Source organism: Escherichia sp. WS1451 (assembly GCF_046487365.1).
Lineage (GTDB): Bacteria > Pseudomonadota > Gammaproteobacteria > Enterobacterales > Enterobacteriaceae > Escherichia > Escherichia coli.
This window is the reverse complement of sequence record NZ_JBJQJP010000006.1, coordinates 209,846-234,437: the sequence shown is the minus strand read 5'-3', so window position 1 is coordinate 234,437 and position 24,592 is coordinate 209,846. Positions and strand designations below refer to the sequence as shown.

The 24,592-nt window shown below is 44.1% G+C and carries 21 protein-coding genes and 3 pseudogenes; 6 read left to right on the top strand and 18 right to left on the bottom strand.

Going from position 1 to position 24,592, the window contains the following annotated elements:
• Positions 1–71: 71 nt before the first annotated feature.
• Positions 72–404: pseudogene (locus ACJHX7_RS10885) on the top strand (tail fiber assembly protein); the annotation flags it as partial.
• Positions 405–664: 260 nt separating this feature from the next.
• Here the strand turns inward: ACJHX7_RS10885 and ACJHX7_RS10880 are convergent.
• The 4 genes and pseudogenes from ACJHX7_RS10880 to ACJHX7_RS10865 form a co-directional block, all read right to left on the bottom strand.
• The gene (locus tag ACJHX7_RS10880) at positions 665–1,732 is read right to left on the bottom strand and encodes an acyltransferase family protein (protein ID WP_097496765.1); all 1,068 of its coding nucleotides are present in this window, start codon (positions 1,730–1,732) and stop codon (positions 665–667) included.
• Between the two features lie 551 nt (positions 1,733–2,283).
• Complete coding sequence (locus ACJHX7_RS10875; protein ID WP_097496764.1) at positions 2,284–3,057, bottom strand: LEM-3-like GIY-YIG domain-containing protein; 774 nt, start codon at positions 3,055–3,057, stop codon at positions 2,284–2,286.
• Positions 3,058–3,467: 410 nt separating this feature from the next.
• Entirely contained in the window at positions 3,468–6,278 is a 2,811-nt protein-coding gene (locus ACJHX7_RS10870; protein ID WP_104698912.1) for an SIR2 family protein, read from the bottom strand.
• Between the two features lie 499 nt (positions 6,279–6,777).
• Positions 6,778–6,932, bottom strand: a pseudogene (locus ACJHX7_RS10865) (integrase); the annotation flags it as partial.
• A 23-nt stretch (positions 6,933–6,955) separates the two neighbouring features.
• On the opposite strand from ACJHX7_RS10865, the gene ACJHX7_RS10860 reads away from it, so the two are divergent.
• Both ACJHX7_RS10860 and ACJHX7_RS10855 read left to right on the top strand, forming a co-directional pair.
• A complete protein-coding gene (locus tag ACJHX7_RS10860; protein WP_000146241.1) occupies positions 6,956–7,141 on the top strand; it encodes a hypothetical protein in 186 nt (61 codons plus the stop codon).
• A gap of 214 nt (positions 7,142–7,355) precedes the next feature.
• A complete protein-coding gene (locus ACJHX7_RS10855; RefSeq protein WP_001019920.1) occupies positions 7,356–7,970 on the top strand; it encodes a YagU family protein in 615 nt (204 codons plus the stop codon).
• A gap of 249 nt (positions 7,971–8,219) precedes the next feature.
• On the opposite strand, the gene ACJHX7_RS10850 is transcribed toward ACJHX7_RS10855, so the two are convergent.
• From ACJHX7_RS10850 to ecpR, 7 genes are all read right to left on the bottom strand, one after another.
• Positions 8,220–8,549, bottom strand: a complete 330-nt coding sequence (locus ACJHX7_RS10850) for a YkgJ family cysteine cluster protein (RefSeq protein WP_001303809.1) — start codon at positions 8,547–8,549, stop codon at positions 8,220–8,222.
• Positions 8,550–8,861: 312 nt separating this feature from the next.
• The gene (gene ecpE, locus ACJHX7_RS10845; protein ID WP_001307601.1) at positions 8,862–9,572 is read right to left on the bottom strand and encodes a fimbrial chaperone EcpE; all 711 of its coding nucleotides are present in this window, start codon (positions 9,570–9,572) and stop codon (positions 8,862–8,864) included.
• Positions 9,541–11,184 carry a fimbrial adhesin EcpD gene (gene ecpD / locus ACJHX7_RS10840; protein ID WP_001265646.1) on the bottom strand — a complete coding sequence of 548 codons (1,644 nt, stop codon included), beginning with the start codon at positions 11,182–11,184 and terminating at the stop codon, positions 9,541–9,543. Before ecpD ends, ecpE begins: the two co-directional genes overlap by 32 nt.
• The gene (gene ecpC / locus ACJHX7_RS10835) at positions 11,174–13,699 is read right to left on the bottom strand and encodes a fimbrial usher EcpC (RefSeq protein ID WP_075861850.1); all 2,526 of its coding nucleotides are present in this window, start codon (positions 13,697–13,699) and stop codon (positions 11,174–11,176) included. Before ecpC ends, ecpD begins: the two co-directional genes overlap by 11 nt.
• Before the next feature lie 25 nt (positions 13,700–13,724).
• Positions 13,725–14,393 carry a fimbrial chaperone EcpB gene (ecpB, locus tag ACJHX7_RS10830; RefSeq protein WP_000716409.1) on the bottom strand — a complete coding sequence of 223 codons (669 nt, stop codon included), beginning with the start codon at positions 14,391–14,393 and terminating at the stop codon, positions 13,725–13,727.
• Between the two features lie 57 nt (positions 14,394–14,450).
• A complete protein-coding gene (gene ecpA, locus ACJHX7_RS10825; RefSeq protein WP_000730982.1) occupies positions 14,451–15,038 on the bottom strand; it encodes a common pilus major fimbrillin subunit EcpA in 588 nt (195 codons plus the stop codon).
• 74 nt (positions 15,039–15,112) lie between these two features.
• Positions 15,113–15,655, bottom strand: coding sequence for an ECP biosynthesis operon DNA-binding transcriptional regulator EcpR (gene ecpR / locus ACJHX7_RS10820; protein ID WP_000389022.1), 543 nt, complete (start codon positions 15,653–15,655; stop codon positions 15,113–15,115).
• 874 nt (positions 15,656–16,529) lie between these two features.
• On the opposite strand from ecpR, the pseudogene ACJHX7_RS10815 reads away from it, so the two are divergent.
• Positions 16,530–16,704: pseudogene (locus ACJHX7_RS10815) on the top strand (hypothetical protein).
• Positions 16,705–16,738: 34 nt separating this feature from the next.
• Here the strand turns inward: ACJHX7_RS10815 and ykgO are convergent.
• The 5 genes from ykgO to ACJHX7_RS10790 all read right to left on the bottom strand — a co-directional run bounded on the left by ykgO (position 16,739) and on the right by ACJHX7_RS10790 (position 20,389).
• Entirely contained in the window at positions 16,739–16,879 is a 141-nt protein-coding gene (ykgO, locus tag ACJHX7_RS10810; RefSeq protein ID WP_000866436.1) for a type B 50S ribosomal protein L36, read from the bottom strand.
• Positions 16,879–17,142 carry a type B 50S ribosomal protein L31 gene (locus tag ACJHX7_RS10805; RefSeq protein ID WP_000803998.1) on the bottom strand — a complete coding sequence of 88 codons (264 nt, stop codon included), beginning with the start codon at positions 17,140–17,142 and terminating at the stop codon, positions 16,879–16,881. The genes ykgO and ACJHX7_RS10805 overlap by 1 nt, the downstream gene beginning before the upstream one ends.
• 364 nt (positions 17,143–17,506) lie before the next feature.
• A complete protein-coding gene (gene ykgR / locus ACJHX7_RS10800; protein ID WP_000662258.1) occupies positions 17,507–17,608 on the bottom strand; it encodes a small membrane protein YkgR in 102 nt (33 codons plus the stop codon).
• A gap of 473 nt (positions 17,609–18,081) precedes the next feature.
• Complete coding sequence (locus ACJHX7_RS10795) at positions 18,082–19,224, bottom strand: NADH-dependent flavin oxidoreductase (protein WP_000182338.1); 1,143 nt, start codon at positions 19,222–19,224, stop codon at positions 18,082–18,084.
• 244 nt (positions 19,225–19,468) lie between these two features.
• Complete coding sequence (locus ACJHX7_RS10790) at positions 19,469–20,389, bottom strand: alpha/beta hydrolase (RefSeq protein ID WP_000860025.1); 921 nt, start codon at positions 20,387–20,389, stop codon at positions 19,469–19,471.
• 156 nt (positions 20,390–20,545) lie between these two features.
• Between ACJHX7_RS10790 and ACJHX7_RS10785 the strand changes: the two genes are divergently transcribed.
• Entirely contained in the window at positions 20,546–21,472 is a 927-nt protein-coding gene (locus tag ACJHX7_RS10785; RefSeq protein WP_094029760.1) for a LysR family transcriptional regulator, read from the top strand.
• A 205-nt stretch (positions 21,473–21,677) separates the two neighbouring features.
• Positions 21,678–22,571 (top strand): LysR family transcriptional regulator, encoded by an 894-nt coding sequence (locus ACJHX7_RS10780; RefSeq protein WP_000910713.1) that lies wholly within the window; start codon positions 21,678–21,680, stop codon positions 22,569–22,571.
• 30 nt (positions 22,572–22,601) lie between these two features.
• Here the strand turns inward: ACJHX7_RS10780 and ACJHX7_RS10775 are convergent, their stop codons facing one another.
• Together ACJHX7_RS10775 and ACJHX7_RS10770 are read right to left on the bottom strand one after the other, a co-directional pair.
• A complete protein-coding gene (locus ACJHX7_RS10775) occupies positions 22,602–23,591 on the bottom strand; it encodes an aldo/keto reductase (protein ID WP_001172288.1) in 990 nt (329 codons plus the stop codon).
• A 26-nt stretch (positions 23,592–23,617) separates the two neighbouring features.
• The gene (locus ACJHX7_RS10770) at positions 23,618–24,469 is read right to left on the bottom strand and encodes an aldo/keto reductase (RefSeq protein WP_001174464.1); all 852 of its coding nucleotides are present in this window, start codon (positions 24,467–24,469) and stop codon (positions 23,618–23,620) included.
• Between the last annotated feature and the right edge of the window lie 123 nt (positions 24,470–24,592).

Here is a 24,592-nt window from a genome sequence, read left to right as displayed (position 1 = left end):
ATGCAGTTATTGAAAATGGGATGGTTGTGAATGTCATTGTCTGGGATGGCGAGGATGAATTCACTGTGCCGGATAATCTGCAGCTCATTAATATTTCTGATATCAGTGAGCAGCCCGGAATTGGCTGGGCGTATTCAGACGGGGTATTTACTGCGCCGCTCCCTCCGGAACGTTCTCATGATGAACAGGTAGCTGACGCTGAACAGAAAAAACAGTCGCTGATAGACGCAGCAATGGCCAATATCAGCGTGATTCAGTTAAAGCTGCAGGCCGGGCGCAAACTGACGCAAGAAGAAACTACCCGACTTAACGTTGTGCTGGATTATATCGAGGCTGTGACGGCAACAGATACCAGCATTGCACCGGATATTGAGTGGCCGGATGAACCGTGCTTCGCTGAATAAAATCTGTTGAGGAGAAGCGGTTTAATTGTAACTCAATTCTTTTTGTGTAATAAAAGTAGGACAAAACTGTGACACATAAAGCCTCGCAATGGTTTGCAAGGCTTTGAACGCTTCTATATTGAGGATGTGACGCGGTTTCGTTTATTTCCATTCTATATATTGATGTCGATTTTTATGAATATAGAGCATACGGATAAACTGCAGTGTGATTAGAGTCAAAGTAATAGTTGTTGACTCTAATCATTGCAAAGTGACTTTACTTAATGAAATTTATCTCGGATGAATTGTTGCGATGGCTTTTCAATGAATATATATGACATATAGCTAATTGCCATTAATGTAAGCATGAATAAAATGAATACCTTGGGGCTGTAAAAAAGATCGCGTCCATAGCCAATCTTGTCAGCTAAATAAACAACAATGATTTGCAAAGGAAAATGTAAAAGATAGGATGAATAACTGATATCACCCAACCATTCAATTTTTTTCCCAAAATCGTTTCGTATTGCGCTAATTGACACAAGGAAAAAGATTATGGAGGTAAATCCGAATAAGATAATTGAGAATATATCTGCTACTTGCAGGGTAAAGATAACTCCCCATGAGATCAATAGAAAAACACAAGCAAAAATAAAAAATAACTTTGCGCTAATATTTTTTATGACAGCAATCGTAATTTTATAGGTCAGACCACCAATAAAGAAAGAGAATGCGCCGATCATTATGGGATTGTTAATTTTGAAAAAGTAGTACGACAATGCAACTATTAAAATTGATATGAATGTTGTTTTTGATGTGAACTTGCATAATATAAAAAATATCATGTACATAAGTACTTCAATCGACACGGACCATGTCGGGGCGTTGAAGGACCAACCTCGCTCAAATCCCCATGATTGAATCATCAATAAATTCAGAATGGCATGGTAAATGTCATTCATAGGATAAACAAAAAAATAATTATGACTTTTAAAGAAAATAATTTGTAATATTGCCACGACAGCAAATGTAAATATATAAAGTGGATATAATCTACTGACACGGTTAACTATAAAAGTTTTTGCTGAGGTTTTATTGCTGTGTATATTGTCAGCGTATAGATAAAAAAATATGAATCCAGAAATCATAAAAAACAATTCGACAGCATATAAACCGTAATGATAAAAGACGGAAAAAAAATCATAAAAAGGTTGGCGGTTTATGATTATGTCAGATGCAGCATTCTTTTTCATAAAAAAATGTTGCCAATGCCATAACACAACGGAAAGTGCGGCAAATCCTCTCAGAACATCCAGAGTATATATTCTCTTCCCAAAAACATTCGTCACAACGAACCTCTTTTAATAAAGTCAAGTGATAATGAAAGATAAATATTGTAAACGAAAAAACACTGGACTGGAACATATATCTCTGCCTGTAATTTAACCAAGATAATTTTACTAACGCAGTCATAATTCGTTCATGTATACCAGATGAAAGTACATGTTCTATGAAATAGGGTTTTGCCTAGAGTTTGAAGGTTTTTAACGATTATACCTGTTTAATCGACTCCCCATGTTTTTTGACATTATCCACCGCACACGATACTGGATGCCAGGTAAACTGATTTGCTGGCATAAAGTCACTGAGAATTTTTTACCAACAATATCTTGCCACATCTTTTCCCGTACAGTTTCGGCAATAGAATCAGCGGGCAGCGGTCATCAATATTCACCAGACATTGATCTGCCGCACTATCTGACCGGTGTCCTGCTGAGAATACTAATTTCTTTTTTTTGCAAGTGCTGTCCAATCATGATTGGGGGGGGCTGGCGGAGTTGAAAACGCAGACACGTTGTATGCAATAACGTGCTGCGGTTTAATCTTATCAATTGAATACTCAAAAATTAGGTGAGTAACGGACCGGGGACATAGCTCCTTTTTTTCTTAATTCATCTGGTATTTTTTTTCCAAGATAAAGATTTGCTATTTCAGGTGGGGCTTCTCGACCTTCAAAACCATAGCGAGAACTTTGTGTTGCCTCAAAGTCAGGATCCTCGTCCCAGTATTTCATCGTAGGGAAATTTTCACGTGTTGATTTGAGCCATTTATCAGCAATAAAAACCCCTCGAACGATGCCCCTTACAGTGGCAAGAATGACTTCTGCTTGACTGGCGCGCGAGGCATTGATGCGCCAGCTAAATCGAACCGCATCATAAAGCTCTGAATCCTTTGCACTTCTGTTAACGGAAATCATTAATGCTTTATGATGAAATGTTATGCTTTCGGGTTGATATGTTGCTATCAATTCTTTGACATGCGCGGCGCCGAATTCATTGCTGCCAGCACCATTCATGATATTCGTTAACCCAGGGTAGGCATCAATAAGTGCTGCTTCAACTTCGTACGCCGTCTTTTCATCAGTCATTCCATGTCGATGGATGACATGGATAACTTCAAGTCCCGCTAATCTTATTTCTCTGATTTGCTTTAGCTTGTTGCTCAGTAACTCGTCATCATCAGCCGCTGCCACTTCACCGCGCATATGGGCAAATACGCGGTTACCTTTGCCTTTCCCTACATAGAAGGTGCTTCCGTCCCTAGGATCAATCAATCGGTATACATACCAGCCAAGGTGTTCAATTACTCCAGAAGGAAACTCAGTAATATCCATTTTGCAATATCTGTGAATTATTTGTGAGACGTATATTAATGAACATTGCAAGGGCTCACAACTAGTAGTGTTGAGAAAGCCATCGGGAAAATGAGGCTAACCCTTTGAATTTACATAGCGCAAAAAGATACCTTTCCTCATAATGTGAGCTAATTTTATGTTTCGTTTGATGATCGGGTCGGTCTCGAAACCCGTAGCCACGTCGTATGCAAGAACGTGCTACGGTTAGCTGGTGAAATGTCGATAGTGCGAGTGTTGAATAATTTCTAGCCGTTATTGATTTTACGTATTTTTGTATGAGATGATTTGCATCTCCTGCCACCGACCATCTATGACTATACGTCACCATTTCTAGGGCTGCTATGTGCCAAGAGCGGTAATTGACAGAGAGCAGCCCTATCTCAGTGGCTTTATTTTTTTAGAGATTGCATTCGTTCATTGAATATGTCCAATGTGTCTTGAAATTCAACAAAGCCTCTATTCTTTATAAGGCTTTTAATTAAGTTAGGAAAATCACTTTCTACACCAGCTGTAATGAAATCTAACTCGCCTAATTTGTTTGGGATGTTTTCAGAAACAAATTTGTTAATAACCTCAAGAAATTGATCAGGCATGGCACATCCGCTTGCGACTAAATGCAAACATTCCATAATATCGCTTACTGTTGCCAGTGGTAGGTTTAAAATATTACTGTTAATAAACTTGTCTATAATGTCAACGACCTCAGGAGAGCCAATCCTTTTGATGTTCAATAATAAACTCTTAGTGATGAATCTTTTCCACTCATCATCAAATAATTGTATTTTTGTTAGCGCTAATGTTAATAGTTCAGTGTTTTTGTATTCGTAATTATGATTCTCTGATAATATGTAAATGTTTCGTAAGATATTGGAGTTAATTACATGCTGGTCATAACCATTTAACTCTCCTGTATTGATTTTTATAAGTATTACATCCAGGATTTTTAACATATCATCATGGGATTTTTGATACAAAAACTCATTCACAGCTAGAAGATTATGTATGTTTTCATAAATATTTATGTTATTAGTTCTGCCTTCTAACAAAGGAAGTAAGCCATTTATTATTTTCTTTAACTGGTTTGAACTCCACGGAACACATCCTAATATAATCAATAAATTATTGGTCCATCGATCTATTGAAGTGGTATGAATAAAATTTTTATTTTTCAACCTAATCAGGTTGCATATATTTTCGAGAGAGTTGAGTAAATATTTCTTAATATGGCGAACTTCTCTTTTGTCAAGTTTGCTGGTGCTGATTATTATTTTGTCTTTTATTACTTTACTTAAAAATTTTTTGAGTTTTTCTGTCTCGCAGTATTTTATTAACATAAATAGATCGATTCTATTAACATAGAATATATCTTCGCATAGATAGTGTTCGAGGCTACTAAGAATATTAAATTCGAAAAATTGTTTAACTTCTTTAGATTCTTCAATTAAAATTTCGTTGCCTAAAATGAAATACACATAAGGGTACAGTTTCGCTCTTGTTTTAAATTCATCATTGGAAAATGCTATTCCACCACTCTTTCTTATTTGTGAGTACCCTAAATTCTTCTTCGATTCAACGTCAAATCGATAGTAAGCTTTGTATATTTCATTAAATTCAAGCATCTTTACTAATTCTTGTAACTCACTTTGCACCCCCCGTGGAAAATCAATTATTTTACTTTTAAACTCAAATGGAGTATGGCTTTCCATTATTGATTTACAATCTTCATCAATGTCCTTACCGTTACAGTGTAAATCCGACTTCAACATCCTGTAAGCATAATCAAAATTAGACATGTGAATGGTGGCGAGAATATAGTTTCTCTCATTAAGATGAAGCTTTACTTTCGAAATAAGAATATCGAGAAGTTTGCCATATTCCTTGTTAATAAGAAGTATTTCAGCATTATCCTTTGAATAAGCGAAAGAAATCTTATTGTATAGCTCAGACTCTAATTCTGAAGAACTAATCACCTCATACAGTTTCGAGTCATAACTAACTGTATTTATAAATGCCTTTTCCAAAATTGATGAGAATGTCTTTTTTAAGTGAGTATTTTTACTCAAAATGTCATTAAGGTATATGCTATTTATTTTCCTGCTATACTCGTCATAATCAGTCGTCAAAATATTATTGTGGGAGGTTAGTTTAACCCCAGATTTATCATAATCAATGGTACTATTAGTTAATTTTTTACTGATCTGCTCAGGGAGCAATACTTTGTATTGTGTTAATGCTTTTAGTTTGCTATCAACATATTTATTTATTTTTTTTGTTACAATACATTGAATATCATTCTTCAATTTATTTTTATCAAAATCAGACATTCTCAGGTCATCTTCTATTTTTTTTACCTTTGACTCAGTATAGATCAGGGTCCTCTTTATAAACTCATCTTGGTTTTTAACAAGCTTGAAATCACTGAAAAATTTTGAATAAAGATCATGATAGCTAATGTCAGTATTCATCGGTGTCAACAAGGATATCCCATGATTTCTTAAGTAAAGAGCCTGGGCTGCATCATGATTTTTCTGGAGCAAATATTTTCTTGGTGTTGCTTTTGATATAGTTGTAACCCATGAAACAATCTGTTTTAAATCATAATCACTATAAGAGTATCCTAAAAACACAACAGTGTTTGTTGAGAAAATTCCTTTTATAAAATTTTCGATAAGTGGAAAATTTTGGCTGTACTGTAAGTAATCATCCTCTTTAAAAACAAAATTATTCTGTCGAAAATCCCCATGCATCTTTATAATTTTCTTGTCCAAATGACTTTGTGCCAGGTCCACGTCAGAACTAACTAAATCATAAGCCAATCCTATATCTTGTGCAGTTTTTTCAAGCAAACTATCCCAGTTGGTTGTAATTATATAGTGGGGGTTTAATTCAAATAGCATCTTATGAAAAAGACTTGGTTTCAAATCTCTAATTATTGATTTGACTTTTTTAACATAAGAGTTTTGTCCGTATTGAAGAAAGTAAAGTTGGGCTATTTTTAAATAATCATTTTCTTCAGACAATCCTAAGTCGTCTTTTAGCTCATTTATTAACTCCCTCCAGGTTGGTATTTTTATTAATTCCGTTTCGCTGAATTTAGAAAAACCAGCACCAATAAAAAGAACTAACTTATTATCTTGACTGGCATTCAATATTTCGTTCAAGTCATATTCAGAAAAAGAAAGTGGATTTAATTCTATCATTTTATAACTCTATGCATGTCTTAAAATTCATTGCTTCCATCAATATTAGCATAATTAAGTATTTCAAATCATAACGATGCTTAATTTATCATTATAATCCATTAACTTGTTCCAAGTACACCGCTGCTAGTAATTTCTCCATTAACTGACTTATAAAGTGGGGGACTTCCGCCTCTCTCTCATAACAGACATTCACTACAGTTATGGCAGAAAGGTATGCAAGCCGAGTGTGGGAAAGTATGAAAGAAAAGAAGACTGCTGCGCCGTTTGTCGTCACATTTATCTTCATTGGCTATGCAAGTCGTAATACAAGGTGGGACAAAACTGAGACACATAAGGCCTCGCAATGGCTTGCAAGGCTTTACATGTTTTGATGTGGCGGGACGTGTGAGCGCAGTGTTGATGGGGTAATGCTTTGAATTAGAATCGGATTCTTATAATTCGTAATGCGAAGGTCGTAGGTTCGACTCCTATTATCGGCACCATTTAAATCAATAAGTTATCTCACATTTAAGTAAACTACGTTCTCCTCTTGTGCCTTTGATTTTGCTCGCGTGCGCGGTGAAATGCCTGACTGAAAGGTGAGCATATCGACGAACCATTTCGAGAGTTTCCCATCCGCTCATTTTTAAGTGCAAGCAGGGAAACACCGGACTAAACCAATCAGCTGTTCGAAAATGGCAAGCGGATTAATATGCCATGGCGGCTTTGAGCCGCACATATGGGGTGTGGCAAGCCTGATGGATGTTGCTGTGCTTGTGGTGGCGTCTTTGCTGGTCTGGTTGTTGGTTAATCGCGAAAATCATTATGCCAGAGGAATACCACAGGACGTTCAGGTTTTGCATAAAAAAGCCCACCATTAAGGTGGGCAAAAGGAATGATTTATATTCTCTGAGAGAAACATTACATTTCTCCTTGTCACTTCTAACATAAAAATATGGAGAAATAATGGAGCTTATATTAATTGGCGATTAGGTAACCATGTGGTTATACAAAACAATACAGTTCTTTACATTTGCCTTGTTTTATGAATACTCCTGAAGAGGTGTACAACATAATTAAACAAACAGGGTAAATATGAATATATTTGAACAAACTCCACCGAACCGCAGACGTTATGGTCTTGCTGCATTCATTGGGCTGATTGCTGGCGTTGTTTCCGCATTTGTGAAGTGGGGGGCTGAAGTTCCATTGCCGCCACGTAGCCCGGTGGATATGTTTAATGCAGCGTGTGGTCCGGAATCATTAATCAGGGCTGCTGGGCAAATTGATTGCTCCCGTAATTTTCTCAATCCTCCGTATATTTTTCTTCGAGACTGGCTGGGGCTGACAGATCCCAATGCGGCTGTTTATACCTTTGCCGGGCATGTCTTTAACTGGGTTGGTGTTACGCACATTATCTTTTCGATAGTGTTTGCTGTCGGTTATTGTGTGGTCGCTGAAGTATTTCCAAAAATTAAACTCTGGCAGGGCTTACTGGCAGGTGCTTTAGCCCAACTTTTTGTTCATATGATTTCATTCCCTCTCATGGGACTGACGCCACCTCTGTTTGATCTCCCGTGGTATGAGAATGTTTCTGAAATTTTTGGACATTTAGTCTGGTTCTGGTCCATTGAAATTATTCGCAGAGATTTACGAAACAGAATTACTCATGAGCCAGACCCTGAGATCCCTTTAGGCTCAAACAGATAATGCATTGAATGATAAAAATGGCGCAAATACAGCGCCATTTTTATAGGTTAAAAACATTGTTTTTAACTTTCTGATGGCAGATAGCCAGTGAGTACATCGCGCTACTTCAGGATGCTGTAGATCCGGAGAACACTATAGAGGAAGAGGCATTGTTGCTGGCAGATGGAAGAAGTTTCGGGGTTTGTTATCCCTGAAAAACGAGGCCCCGCGATTATAGCTGGCGGGGCAGTGCAATTAATTATTGCATATTTATAACGGTGTCAGCCCGTATTTAGCTCTTGCACGATTGCAAGCCTCATTGACGACTCCGTTCTCACCAGACATGGCGAATTCTCTGCACGTGGACGATCGATTTTTATATATCGTGCAACAGGCATTTTTGCCCGGTGTTCCTGCAAGGGCAATACATCGGGGGTTTTTCTGATTGGTACCGCTCATGCATCGGTGAAAAGGGGATATTTGTTCAGTAAGCCTGGCGGGAATGGTACCGCCAGCATCGTCGGCTTCGGCCCAGTAAAAAGAGACGCGGAAAAATGCACAACAGGCACCACACGTCATGCATGGATTCAGATTGCTCATAATTCACCAGTACAGCTATAAATCGTAAAGAGAACTGCGGTACGTCGTATGCAGGGACGTATCGCGGTTGGCTGGTGTACTTTCGATAGTGTGAGTATTGAATGATTTCCAGCCGTTACCGATTTTACGTCCTAATTCGTGAAGAAACCACTCGTTAGCAGGCCGCCTGGTACCTTTCCGTGTCTCCTGAACACTGTGGTGTGCATATGAGAAAGCTCATCGTTACAGGTGACATTGACGATCGCTTCCACATCATTTAAACGATTTTTGAGTCTCTGAGGTGGAATTCTTCCCTCGTCTGATGGATAAGTCTTAGTCCGCCGAAGGGGGCTTAGCCGGACAGGAATCGCTAATCTTAATGAATTTGTCGTTATAGACCAGATAGTGATTCCCCGGCTGACGTAACTCAGGCTGATGAACCACGTCTCCCGGACGTAGATACCAGGCGTCGCCTTCCTCTTCGGTCGAATCACATCCTGGTTTAATCAGTAGCTTAAACCACGTGTTGCCGGTGTTACTTACCGTTCCTGTCACCTGGTCGAAGGACCATTTAAACTGAACCTGACGTGGTCGTACTACCAGAATGGTATCCATCACCACCACCGGCTCTGTGCTGACCTCGCCGCCGGTTGGGCTACGTCTTGTCTGGTTGCGAGTGGGGACCTCGCGAAATGAGACCCGGTAGTAGCGCTCGCGGTTATCCTGTGGACCATGATAGTAAAATTTAAAATACTCGCTCTCACCAGCCTGCAACGCCAGCTGGCGGGGGGCGAAAAGCAGTTCACCATCCACCGGTCGGGTGCGCAATTCACTGCTGCCCGGGCTATCGATAGCACTGATGGCAATACGGTATATCCGCGCGCTTTTGTTGTTATTCACTACACGTTTGCTGACAAAGTCAGTCTCGGACGGCAGCGAAAATGTCAGATTGCCGACCGAAATCGCCTGTGTCAAAGGTGCCGCCAGCATACAGACCGCTGTCAGCAGGGCCTTAGTTAATGTTACGCCACGTCGCCTGAACATGAATTTCTCCTGAAGCGCTGACTTCGCCAAACCAGCCGTTATCATCTACCGTACGCAGCGAAATGGCGTTATCCATTGGAATCGAAAATTTGACTGTGGTCTTATCCATCTGCCCCACTTCGCCAGAGATATCAGTCCACGGTGTGGTCAACCACAGCGCATCGGTCATATCCCGCCAGCTATCATCGCACCCGGCATCGTAGGTTTTTGTAGCTCCGTTGCGGGTAATAAAGGAAAGTGTCGCCGGGAACGGTACTTTCGCCTTACCGTCATCGGAGCTGAAGACACAATAGGAGCGCCCGCCAATCACCTGCGCGGGTCCGGTCACCTTGATCAGCACTTCGTCGGCAGCTGTTTTACCGCTGGTGGTTACGATATAGCCGAAATCGAGTGCCGACTCGCCGCTGCCAACATATCCCTCCCGCGACGGTGTCTGAGTATATTCATCGGAGATAATACTGATGCTGAAATCACGGGGTTTGATAATCAGCGTGTTGGAGGTAGAAAATTCATACCAGCCAGACTCCGGTGATGTGGTGTTCTGAAAGCGAAAGTTGAATAGATCTTTGGTGTTGATATCGCTGATCCCCAGGTTCACCATCTGCTTAAAGAAGTTGCTCGAGAAGAAAACATAGATCGAGTCTGCGCTCTTCATCTCGTTGAAGGTGTAGTAATAGGCAGTATTGCTCACCGGTTTCCATGAACTGCCATTCAGACTGAACTGCATATCGTACGCCCCGACGGCCGAGGCTAACGACGAGTTGGCGATCGCCGGGAATATATGGATTGAGGTGTTGCTGAGTCCGTTTGTTTGCAGGGTATAGTTAACCATCTTACAACTTAATCCTGAACGGCTGCCGATGGTTTGCGTCCGGCAGTCGGCGTTCCCTTCGCCCAGAGTCGGTACTCCGTCGCTGTTGATAAATACTTCCGCCAGCGAGTGGGTATTTATCAACCGCAGATTTGCTGCTTTCGTATGGGTGACGTTGCGAACATACCAGTTGCCGGAGGCCTGATCCTTACAGCGTGCGCCGCTGCTGGCATCATAGTTCACAGAGGTCTGGCAGGCATTGATGGTCATTGTAAAGCTGCTGCCGACGGGCATTTGTTGCAGATACTGGTAAAACGCGTCTGACAACATGCCGTGCATCCACTTCGCGCCGCCGCTGGTCACCGTCGCGCCATAAAATCCACTGGCGTCGGTGGTTTGCGGCAGGATAAGACTGGTGGTCATATTACACCCAGCGTACCAGTTGATGCAGCGCAAGCCAGTTAAAGGAGATGAAACTGGTGAATTTTCCAGCCACATATCAAACTTCCAGTTGGTATAAAGGCCGGTGTTGTAACCGTTATCAATGTAGCCGAGGCTTTGCTGATAGATGGTTCCTGAACCATTGTATTTTAAACCGGTCCAGCGGTTGGCACCGGTCAGGCGCGGATCCAGCGCCCCGCCAGGAGTGACGAAAAAGTTGTCGTCTGAGTTGTTTTCGACAAACACAAACTCGCGTGCCGGAGCATCCGCCCAGGTTGTTTTGCTCACTGCCGCTCTGAGCGCGGTTGCAGGCCAGATTAGCGCAAAGATTATCATCGCTATCAGTAGGTTAACTCTCATTCTCTTCTCCTGTCTGCGTCACCGCCGCCCACGATGAGAGGCCGCTGCAGACCACATCACCGACCCAGACTGCACCGCGCGCCTGATTGAGTTCCAGTGCCACTTCGCAGGTTTTATTGCCACTGTAGCGAAAATCGATAGTGGGGTATTTCTTATCCACGTCCATGACAAACTCGCCGTTTTCATCGGTTCGGGTTCGGCCGATATGGTTGTTAATCCGTGCGTTAGCCAGCAGTGTGCCGTCTTCCGCACGGATACGACCGGAGACGGTAACCATCTGCTTCACCTCTGGCTCAATGACAGCGACATTGCCTGGATAGAGAGTCAGATGACTTTTGCGACCGCTGACGATATCGTAACTGTCGAGTGAGTTTTTGCTGTTCTGTAACTCCACCTCATATCTTCCATAGGGAGAGAGCGGGAGATAGTTACGCTTGCCGTTAAGCGGGAAAATCCGTCCGTTGATTTTGGCGCTGATCTGACCGTCGTCCTCCAGCCCGGTGTTGAATATCACCCCAGCGTTGCCATCAGTCCGACCGCTGGCAGCAATGTTTTTACCCTGCCAGCCGACGCTGCCATTGGCGGTCAAGTTGGTATTGACGTAGCCGTCCGCCGCGCTATTGACGTTCAGCGTTCCACTGGCGTAGCGAGCGTCGAACTGTGCATACGCCCCACCACTGAGAGTTTTGTCATCACCGGTATCGCCGGAGATGGCTCGTGACAGATTGGCACCAACAGTGCGAATGGTCCCTTCATCAAACTGTTTGCGTGCTGACAGGTTTGCCATGGTGTAGCCGTTTTGATGGGTCATCCCTGCGCTAAACCAGTTGCCCAGTGGTAGCGAGAGATCGAGAGCGATATATTTCCCTGTATTGGCGCTGCTGTCGCCGTTGTTATAGCGCTGAATACCGGCCCGCAGGCCAAGCGTACCAAAGGTACCGCTGTAGACACTTTGATAGTAATCTGCCGTGTAATAATGGCTGTTGTAACGGCGGTCATCATTGTAGCTGATGCTGAATGTGCCCAGCTTCGACCACAGTGAGTTCAGGTTGAGTGTGCCGCCGATTGCACGGTTGTCGGCATCGCTACGTCGCAATTGATTGCCAATGCGGGTTTTTTCCTGGTTAACCCACAGCGAACTGAAGCCTCCAGGTAGAGTGGCGCTGATGCTGGCGATGTTGCTCCATGAGCTGTCACTTGCCAGCATGTTTTGCAGGTTAACGTTGATCGCCCCCCCAAGCGGCAGCGTCAGACGGGTTTCACCCACCGCCTGATTATCGTATCCATATCCCGTTGCCGCCCAGCTAAGCGTACTCAGTGAGCCGGAGGTCGAGGCACCTGCCAGCCAACTCTCTTTAGCTGGTCGCGTCTTTTTCCCGTTTTCCGACCAGCGATCCATATGAAAGCTACCGCCCCATATCTGCCACGCCAGTGGTGCACCGACGCCGCGCCCCCGGCTAAACAGCTTATTGACCCGTTGAGTGCGTTTGCTAATCACGCGACCGTTAACGATGACCTCAACTTCCACATCGTAAATACCGTACGGTAGACCCCGGGTATCCACTTCATGATTGCCCATGGTGAAGTTCTGAACGCTTAGTAACCGCCCATCACGGGTGAGATGTACTTCGCCCGCCGCCGGTAAAAAGGCGATCACTGGCGTGGCTGACTGGCTGCTGTCGAAGATGGTGGAGCTGGCCTGGTTTCCCCAGGAAAGGCCGTAAATCTTCCCTGCTGAAATGGCGGTCATCGGCCCTAAGGACTGCAAGTTCCAGGTGTCGAGCATTCCACCGGCAAATCGGTGACCGGCAAAATCGCGTTCATACATCGCTTTATATAATTCACTGTCCTGTTGACCGCTACCGATCCCGTACAGCGAGCCGTCGAGCACCACATGATGTTCGCGCAGTGCAGTAACGTTATTCAGCGACAGATAGCTGGATGTGTTGCTCCCGCCGTTACGCAACTGGTTGTTATAGATGCCGAAGTTATAGCTCAGATTACTGCTGAGGGTGTTAACACTGGACTGCCCGATGTCTTCGCTACGTGAGCGTAGTACAGTGCCCAGCGCTTCGCGCTTGACCACCAGCTGCAGCAGCAGTTGGCGCAAGCTGAGATCCAACTGCGCGTTGTCAGTCAGGGGGATGGTAAGGGCCTCATTGAACGGGGCGTTCGCCAGAGCCATCAGCTGCTGTCGAGTTTGTTCGCTGACACTGGCGTTATCTTCACTCTCTTCCAGCTGTATTTTCCGGATGCGTAGCTGTCCATCATCCAACCAGATAAAAGCGCTGCCGATTCGCTGATCGTCCTGGCGACCCTGGCTACCGGCGAGATGAATATAGAGCGGGACGCTCATGCCGTCCTGAAGCGCCTGACTGAAGGCCTGCGGAATAATCACCCCACCTATTTGCTGCGCACTTATGTCAGCAGCGCTGGCATCGGGCTGAACGAACAAAAAGACCATGCCGAAGGCAAACTGGGCTTTCAGTCCTGGGGAGAACCGTCGTAAAGGCATTGTCGTTATCCATCTGCACAGCTATCTATTTCACGGGAATGAACTTATCACCCTGCCAAAGTGCAACCCGTCCTTTGTTATCCGCCGTGTCCACGCGGGTAAAACGACGCGACTTGCCCGGCATCAGGTAGTAATTCTCTTTACACTCTTTACCATTGGCGGCTTTCAGGCAGGGGCCGTAGGCGAGGATCCGCAGCGTCGCATTTCCTGTATTTGTCAGGGAGCCGTTGGCGTACTGAAAGTGGTAGTTTGCCTGGCGGGGTGCGACGACCAGAATGGTGCCGATGCGGGCGGAAGCAGTGGCCACAGCGCTGCGGTTGGCATTATCGCGCTGCGCATCACTGAGGGCCTGATCAAACCAGACAATGCGGTAGTAGCGCTCTTTTTCATCTGCGGGTCCCTTATAGAAGAAGCGGATCACTTCGCTGGCTTGGGCGGGTAGCAGCAAGCTAGCGGGAGTGAGTAGCAACTCATCCGGCTTGTCCATTGAGATAACCTGCCCGTCGTCAAGCGGTGAAGAGAGCCGTTCGAGACGGATATTGATGAGGCGACCACTGTCGGTACTGTTTTTGATCGTTTTGCTCAGCGTGCTGCTGTCACTGTTCATAAACGATGATATATCGCCGACATCCAGCGCCTGGGCCGGAGATATTCCGGATAACAGCAAAGCGAGAGGCAGAAGGTGCTTTTTCATAACAATTCCGTCCAGGAATAAAGCAGGGGGGCTACCCCTGCTGGTACATCAGAGAGATTAACTGGTCCAGGTCGCGTCGAACTGTACGCTAACGTCGCCGCTCCAGATGCCTTCCGGTAGAGTGCTGTAATCGGTTACTGCGGTGGTACCATTGGTGGTGCCGCTGATGATGGAGAAAGTGAAACCATCCTGTGCGGTGGTACGATTGCTGGCATTGTAACCGTTAGCCAGCGGGCTAAGGTTGCCGCCCAGTACGCCGTTGGCGGTATCGATCATCACGGTATCGCCAGTTTTTTCGACTGCCGCGCCGTTATAATCCACGCCCACATTCAGTGTGGAACCTGAGGTATCCAACTGGGTTAAGGTGTTGGTGATAAGACGTGAGGTCAGTTTAAAGGCGGTAGCCGTTGAGTCACCCTCGATAGCCACGTCAAATAGACCTTTCTGTGAGTTAAAACCTTTAATGCCTTCGGCATACTGGAACGCCAGGCTACCGAGTGGCGTCACAACCAGCTTACTGGTGGTGTCTTTTTTGGCTGTTGCTGACCAGGTCGCTACAGCCTGAGCTGTTACGTCAGCAGCCTGCGCCACACCTGTACCGGTAAACACCGTTACCAGAGCTATTGCCAGAACCTTTTTTTTCATTGCTTTTCTTCCCGAGTTGAATTGAGGACATGAAGTCCCGGTGAGTCATTTTTTAAAACTAACTTGCCTGGAGTTTACTGAACCAACTTATATAATTTTGAGTACAGCTTGGCCTCTGCATTACGCCGATGGGTATACACTGTCTTTACACTACAATTTTCAATTCTGGCAATCGATTTAGGCAGCATTCCCTGAGCCGTCATGCGGATAATTTCCATTTCCCGGTCAGTGATTTTATCTTTCTTAATATCTTTTCTCAGGAACCTGCCATTAATCACATAGGCCAGTTCTTTTCTAATATCACGACTCAGTCCAGCGTATACCACGCCCCTAATATTGCTGTTGTAATACCAATAATTTGCTAAGGCTTCTGACTTTCTGGCCGCAATCAATACGACCTGTTTCCCCTTTACCGCGGATAACCACTCATTATCACGGTTTATAAACTCAGTTAAAGAATCCGTATTGAGATTGATAAACACGAAATCTTTTCTGATTTTCTCCAGCGATAGATAAATTAATCTGTCGATATCCACAATCAGTTCAGATAGTCCTTTATAGAAGTAGGCGTCATGGGGAGACCAGATGTATTTATCAGAACGGTTTTGACATTCCATATGGTTTTTAACCTCATAGTCCCTGCTGTAATCATTTTGCCATGTCACTACTTTCCAAACCTGTAATTTTTACAGGTACATTCAGTTTCTTTAGTAAATCGGAAGTAAATAAGATACGTAGCACATATCAATATAGGTTAAACGAGATTAAGTTTTAATTATTTCGATTAGGTTTAAATTTATGTTTTTTTCCTGATGAGTGTCAATATGTGAACAGAAAATGAATTCCATGGTTAAGTCAATATTTACAAAAAATGAAAATATTGCTTTTTTGATAAGAAGAAAAAGACATTCAGTTTCATAAGGTTATTGGCAATATAACGTTCAATTCTTACTTGCATTTTATATTAGCCAGGAACTTTGCCCTGAGGTGTTAGGAATAGTCTTAATGTGTTGTGTAATGGACTAGTAAAAAAACAAGTTTAAATGATAAGAAATGGAATATAAAACTATCATAAGTCATAATTAAAGATGATTTGCCAATCAGTAAGGTGTTTTAATGGATTAACATGCCGCACAAAATGGTTATGGGTGTTCATTCCAATAAGTGATGAAAAATTAAACAGGTGTAAGTACGTCATCTGTCCGGTAAGCCCCCTAAGAGCCAAATTAAGTGAAGTTAAACGAAGACTGCCAGTTGTCACAGGAACGATGGCCTCTTTGCCAGGGCACTGCATTCAGTCATCTGTGCGCGTTACTCTAGCTGGCACTCGAACGTCGGCGATGGGGTTACCGATGGATCAGGCCGTTCCTGTGGCGTAAACGTTTTTATGCCAGTACCAACAGATTTACCACATTTATCATCTTAACAGTTTGAGTGTAAATGCAGGCTGCGTCGCAAAGGGAGGAAACTGAGTGACGTGTTCAGTCTAAAATAGAGTTGATGCCAGCATACAGGGCGAAGCTGGTCAACAAGTCAACATTAATATAATGGAATATTCGGAGAGAAACGTCAGGCAGTTGACCTTAAATGAACAGGAAGATACATCCCCAGAAAAATTAATGCTGGTGTAATAAATACACCAACATTAATCCGGTTTGATTATTAATCAGACAAATATCGTTAATTCGTCGAATTTTAAATCAACGTTTTTTCTTACGACCCTGAACGGCCTTAAAACGTGGATTAGATTTACAAATCACATACAGCCGTCCTTTTCGCTTCACAATCTGACAGTCTGGATGGCGTTCTTTTGCGGTACGCAGAGAGTTAAGGACTTTCATCATGCCCCCTTTTTCGTGCTAACAAAACGACCAAAACGTTGGGTGAATCGTGCAACATTTCCTTCTGATGCCACTGTTCTCAGCTTCCCTGTATAGAACGGGTGCGATTTAGAAGAGACATCAATTGTCACGTACGGATACGTTACGCCATCCAGCTCAATCTCACGGTCTGTTTTGATAGTCGAGCCGATTTTAAAGTACTCATCAACACTGGTGTCGTGGAACACCACAGTACGATACTCAGGATGGATATTGGGCTTCATCATTTTTACCTGTTATGTTATAATATAACTATAAAGATACATGCTCATCCGGATCATTTCAACACCCAATCCCTGTGACTATTTGTGGGATGTGGAATTTCCGCAACGGGGAAGTCTGAAATTGTTAGCAGCCATTGGCGACGCTCCCATAAACGCCTGGATGAGTGATTGATGATGGTTTCGCTGAGAGTATGGATTTTTCGAGAATGGAGGCTATCTCCACTTTACTGGCCGATGATTTATCGCAGTTTGATTGATTACCTGACAGCGTATATTCCTCTCCCACGGATATAATAATTACTTACAAAAAAGGGAGAGGATGCATATTTTAAATATCACTGAAGTGAACAGTTTATTGCCGTTATTAATAGAAATGGAGAAATAAATAGGCGTATTCTACAATTGCGACAAAAACAACGATATTAATCAGTTTATGACTGATTTGCTGTACTTTATTCTCTTTCATTGGTACTTCCTCGCTTTAAAAAAGAGTGCACTTCGTAAGTGCCCTTATATAAATAACGAGTTTGGTCAACCAATTTTTTGACATGTATCACAAATTTGAATAGATGTATTACATCGGCTATCTTTTATTGCCCCAACGTCATTGATATATGTCGCCTGAAGTCAGTTCCGGGAATGAGTCTGATCTCAAGATTGGCCCAGCCCTGGCGTTGATTGGCGCTGAGGAGCATATCGCATCTCATCGTAATGTCGTATCTCCTGGGGTGTTATACAAGATATCGTTGTAGGTAACCAGGGAGAGGAATTGAGTTCTATTAAACCGTCAACTATGCCGGATACATACTGGATTACACTGCAGGCACGCCTTACGAGAGAACGTGCCGCAGTGACGGGTTAATTATCTGAAAGAATTTGTGAGGCTGTATCGGTTACTCATTGGTTTGATAGTTTTACTCTCGGGAGAGTAATAGATATTTAATCCATTAACGGAAACCAGCCAGTTCCTTTCGATGTCTGAATTTGATCCCATAGTTTATCCGGAATGGTTAATTCATGAACAAGTTGTGGATTAAGGGTTGTTTGAATTTCATGGTCTCTACCTGATTCAGCTAAAGTCACCCATTCTGGATTTATCACCAGCCCTTTACCGATCGCAACAAGTGGCAGGCCAGTGGAAATTGCTTCTTGAGCCTGAGACGGTGTGCGTATTTTACCTGCAGCGATTACCGGCACTCTGCCTGCAATATGATTTAAAATCAATTCAATAGTTCGGGGGCCATTTGGCGACTCAACAGGGTAGCTATCGTTAATACTGACCAGTGAGGTATGTATATACGAAATACCGGATGAAATGAGCCGATCAAGGAGTTTATAAGTATCCTCTATCCGCAGCCCCCCTGTTGCAGATTCTTCAGGAGATATTCTGTAACCGATAGCAAAGGGCTTTGTCGCATATTCATAGACTACATTTTTTACTTCCTGTAATACGGCCAGCGGGAAGCGCATACGTCCTTCGAGATCTCCTCCCCATCGGTCATTACGCTGGTTAAATAGAGGGGAGAAGAAATTCTGCAGAAGGAATCCGTGCGCACCATGAAGTTCAACGCCATCAAAACCTGCTTTAATCGCCCTTTTTGTGACATCTCCGAATGCTCTAATGGTTTCCTGAATTTCGTTTTCAGTCATTTCCCTGCTTTGTACCACTCTCTTCATAAAGTCACCAGATTTTACGCTTGATGCGCTGGCACTAATAACATCGTTATTTGGCACAAGCTCCGGGATGGCTTTATTACCGGCGTGGAAAATCTGCAAAATAGCCGGAGCACCGCCACTTTTGGCTGCAGCTGCTAACTTTTCAAGGCTGTTAATGAAACGGTCGTCATACGCGGCAAATTCATGAGTAAACCCAATGCCGCTTGGCGTGACATAGGTGCATCCTGTTATTACTAAACCAACATTTTGTGAGCGACGTTTATAAAATTCGAGTTCTTGCTCAGAGATGGTTCCATCAGGATTCGCTGACCAGGTCGTCATAGGAGCCATAACGATACGATTACGTAGCTTTATTTTTTCTGTCAGCATAAAAGGAGAAAACAATGATGGGTGTTTATTTGTCATAACAATACCTCAAATGTTTATCTGATTTTGATGCGTATGTTTTAACAGGTTAGTTGTTGCCAGCTTTGGAACCAAGATTTATGGCTTTATTTATAATTCCTTCAAAGGGTTTCTAATAATCTTAATAATTGAGTTGCTGCTTTTTTGTTTCTTTAATGAAATTTCTTTTTGAGTAATTTTATTATTGTTGTGTAGTCAATAAAGGATAAATGTCAGGGAGATAAGGAATCTCCCTGTAAGATTATTACAAATGTGTTTTATAAAAAGGAATTAATTTGTCGAGTGCCTGTTTCACAGGTTCTGGCTTATCATACAGGTCGTAATGTGAATAACCTTCAACCACGACCAGCTCTTTATGTTTTGAGGCAGCGCGGCCAATAATTTCGCAGCCGTCACGGTAGGCACCAAATGCGCCCACTCTATCGCCCACCACAACCATTATTGGTTGAGTTAACAGGACTTCTGCAAGATGAAATGCATCCCAACCCACGGCAACAGTCTGATGTGAGAATAGCGAACGATTTACCCCATTAGGTGCACAGCCTCGTGGCGAACGATAATATTCTGTTGCTTCAAAAAGGTCTATTTCTGTTAATCCCGCTTCAAGAGCTGCTTCCGGAGAAGAAGGGAGCAAATCATCTACGCGAAGTTTTGCGCCGTTAGCTTCGTCTGTTCTTTGTTGCGCCATTGCTTCGAGTGCTCCGATAGGATTAAACGCTGTAAATCCCTCACGCATAAGACGCCCGTAGTTTGCACCCGTGACAGTACCAATAGCTTTAATTCGACGTTCTGTCATTGCGGCATTAATGGCATATCCACCTCCACCACAAATACCCAGTACACCAATACGCCCGGCATCAACGTAAGGTAAGCTGGTAAGATAATCAACGACAATGCTGAAGTCTTTTACTCGCATTGTTGGATCTTCCAGATAACGCGGTTCTCCACCGCTGCTTCCCTGAAAACTGGCATCAAAAGCAATGACGATAAAGCCAGCTTTTGCCAGGGCGGCACCATACACACTACCCGATGTCTGTTCTTTGCAGCTTCCAATTGGATGGGCGCTGATAATGGCAGGATACTTTTTTTCACTATTAAAATCGTCAGGGAAATAGATATCAGCAGCTATATCCCAGTAAGTATGTTTTATCGAAACAGTTTTCATTTCAAGCTCCGGGGATTTGCCTAAACAGATTTAAATATCATTTCTATTATCCGCAACTGGCATTCGTGTTCATATCGAGAACGGCGTAATAGTATGACTTGTATTGGTTATCATCAATGGTCTAATATCTATCACAGTGTTAAGTTAAGGTTTACAATGATGAAAATAGAGCCTTCAATTTTGCCTTCTCTTGCCTGGTTTGCGCTTATTGTTCGTGCCGGCAGTTTTTCCAGAGCCGCTTCTGAAATGGGTATTACGCGGGCCGCATTGTCCCAGAATTTAAAATCTCTTGAGGAACGTCTTAACACCAAGCTGATATACCGTACGACCCGCAATATGTCGCTTACTGAGGAAGGACAGCGTCTGTATGAAGTGCTGGTGTCGGCTTTGGGGCAAATTGATGATGCTTTGAAAGATGTTGGTGATACCCAACTTGAACCTACAGGCCTGTTGAGAATAAATTCCTCCCGTGTTGCAGCACGGATGCTTGTTGAGCCTCATATTGGCGAGTTTCTTACTCGTTACCCCAAAACAAAGATAGAACTCATTATGGATGACGGTTTATCTAACATTATTGCGGACGGCTGTGATGTGGGCATACGTCTTGAGCAAGGACTGGATGAGCATATGACTGCCGTTCCTGTTTTTCCGCTTATTAAACTGGTTACTGTGGCATCGCCAGATTATTTAAAAGAACACGGTATTCCTGAAACTCCTCAGGAATTGAGTAACCATAATTGTCTTCGGTTGCGGCATAAAAGTAGCGGTGCACTCTCAGCATGGGAGTTTTCGAATGTTGTGGGGGGTAATGAAGAGTTCGAAATAGAGGTGTCAGGTAAGTATATTTCTAATGATGACGAAAGCATGATACGAATGGCGCTGAATGGAACGGGTATCATTCAACATCTGGATTTTGCAATCGCTGAGCATATCAATGCGGGCAAGTTACAGCCGATTCTTGAGGATTGGGCCGTTTCATTTCCTGGATTTTATATATATGTTTCATCACGGGTGAGAATGCCCTCTAAAGTTCGTGCTTTTATTGATTTTATGGTGGAGAAAAGAGTAAAAATAGAAAGTTAATGATGTGTGTCAGAATATCGGTAAGAAGAATGGCGCAATCGTGAGGATACGTTTATTCATAATAAATCTCCTGAAAGTTTAGAATTATTTTCGATACAGCCAGATTATCATTGTTACTAATAATGTGGTTAAAATAATAGCATCTATGCCCCCCTTCATGAGTGTCTGTGAAGAGGATGCTGATGCTTCTACAAGGAAATCGCCAATGCTCAAAGAAAACTTCAACGAACTGCAAATCTTTCTTGTGGTGGCAAGAGAGCGAAGTTTTACCAAAGCAGCGGGCAAACTCGGCGTCTCTCAGTCTGCACTTAGCCATGCAATGAAGGCTCTGGAGGAAAGGCTCAATATCCGCCTCCTGACACGGACTACCCGCAGTGTGGCTCCCACAGAAGCGGGGGAGAGAATCATTGCCTGCCTTGAACCGCGTATTGACGAGCTTGAACAGGAACTGGAATCACTTATTCAATTGAACGGCACGCCCTCCGGGAATATTCGGTTATCTGCCGGGGAACATGCCGCGCGAAGTCTGGTCTGGCCGAAGCTAAAACCTTTTCTCAGAGAGTATCCCGAAATCAATGTCGAACTGGTGGTGGATAACGGTTTTGTCGATATTGTTGAAGGCCGTTTTGATGCCGGGATACGACTGGGTGAAAATGTTGATAAAGATATGGTTGCAGTCAGGATTGGACCAGATATGCGGATGGCTGTGGTGGGAGCTCCGGCGTATTTTGCTGCAAACCCTGCGCCTGAAACGCCTCATGAGCTACAAAATCATCGCTGCATCAACATGCGTTTGCCAACTGCCGGTGGGCTTTACCACTGGGAGTTCGAGCGAGAAGGGAAACCGCTTCGCGTTAAGGTTGATGGGCAACTGACGTGTAGTCCATTGCCAGAAAGAATTGATGCCGCGTTATCAGGGTTTGGGATCGCTTGTGTCCCTGAAGACATGGTTCAGGAGTATATAAAGTCAGGCAAGCTTATTCAGGTGTTACAGGAGTGGTGTCCAACTTTTCCTGGGTATTATCTTTACTACCCCAGCCGCAAGCAGCATCCGCCAGCTTTTGCGCTGTTGATCGATGCGCTTCGCTACACCGAATAACGGGTCCTTTATCCTGGACCCGTTTGGGTATTAGCGGCCTACGCGTGCCTGATGTTCAGGCGAGTAACGTTCACCGACGATTTTAATTGTTTCCAGCGCCTCGGTTATCTGCTGCGTATCTTTCTGCGAAAGAACAATGTCAGCAGCGGCCAGGTTTTCTTCCAGCCGGTTCAGTTTAGTGGTGCCAGGGATGGGAACAATCCACGGCTTTTGTGCTAATAGCCATGCCAGTGCGATTTGTGCAGACGTTACCCCTTTCTCCGCAGCCAGTTCACCTAACAAGGTGACCAGTTTTTCATTGGCTTCAATGGCTTGTGTTGCGAAACGCGGTACGGTGCTGCGGTAATCATCTTTGCCGAAAGTGGTTCCCGGCTTAATCGCCCCTGTCAGGAAACCTTTACCTAGTGGGCTGAAGGGGACAAAACCAATTCCCAGTTCCTCCAGCAACGGCAGAATTTCCTGTTCAGGCTCACGCCACCACATGGAATATTCGCTTTGCAGGGCGGTGACAGGTTGTACCGCATGTGCACGACGAATGGTTTGTGCTCCTGCTTCAGACAGGCCGAAATGTTTGACCTTACCTTCTGCGATGAGGTCTTTCACCGTTCCTGCAACATCTTCAATAGGAACATCCGGATCAACACGGTGTTGATACAGCAGGTCAATAACATCTGTTTTCAGACGACGTAATGATCCTTCAACGGCTTCACGGATATGTTCCGGACGGCTGTTTAAAATCTGCTGCTTATTATCATCGCCGAAGGTAAAACCGAATTTAGTGGCAATTACCACGCGGTCACGAAACGGTTTTAAGGCTTCGCCGACCACTTCTTCATTCAGATACGGACCATACACTTCGGCGGTATCGAAGAAGGTGACGCCACGTTCAACCGCAGCACGAATAAGTTCGATAGCCTGACGGGTATCGGTCGCCGGGCCGTAGCCGTGGCTTAAGCCCATGCAACCGAGCCCAAGGGCGGAGACTTCGAGTCCGGATTTACCCAGATAACGTTTTTGCATTGAATGAATACCTCTTTTATCGCGGCTTAAACATCAAGTTTGCGGCCAGTCAGCCATTCCACCATTGCGGGATCGCGGTGAGAGAAGAACGCGCTGGTTGCGGTATCCAGGGCGGTAATTTGCAGCATATCTTCAGGGCTGAGTTCAAAATCGAGAATGTTGATGTTCTCTTCCATGCGTTCTTTTCGCACTGATTTTGCCAGTGAAACAATGCCTCGTTGGTAGATCCAGCGCAGAATAACCTGGCCCACGCTTTTGCCATACTTCTCGCCAATTGCCGTGAGAACAGGATGCTGGAACAGACCATTTTTCCCTTCCGCAAACGGTGCCCAGGCTTCTGGCTGAATGCCACGACTTTGCATCCAGGGAACGGCCTGTAGCTGCTGATTGAAAGGGTTAACTTCAACCTGGTTTACCGCCGGAACGACGTTATTAAAAGCGATAAGGTCTGCCAGTCGGTCAGGATGGAAGTTACTGACGCCAATAGCGCGAATTTTACCGGCCTGTTGCAGCTCTTCCATGGCACGCCAGGCTCCGTGGACATCGCCATATGGCTGGTGAATCAAGTACAGGTCAACGTAATCAAGTTGCAGTCGATTCAGAGAGCGTTCGAACTGGGCTTTGGCCCCTTCGTAACTGGTATCCTGCAACCAGAGTTTCGTGGTGACAAAGAGTTCGTTACGGGCGATACCGCTTTGTTTCAGTGCGTTCCCGACCTGGGTTTCATTTTGATAGGAGGCGGCGGTGTCAATCAGTCGATAACCGGTGTTAATAGCGTCAATGACCGCTCTTTCGCATTCAGCGGCATCGGTCATCTGAAATACACCAAAGCCCAACAGGGGCATTTCAATACCGTTGTTCAGTTTTACTTTTTGCATGGTGTTATCCTTCCGTTATCGTTCATGAGAAGCATAACGTAAAGGGAAAAGCTCGATTAGACGGCAGGATTTGTCAGGGGTTATGAACGAAATTCATAAATCTGTTTGAGTGTTGCGATGAGT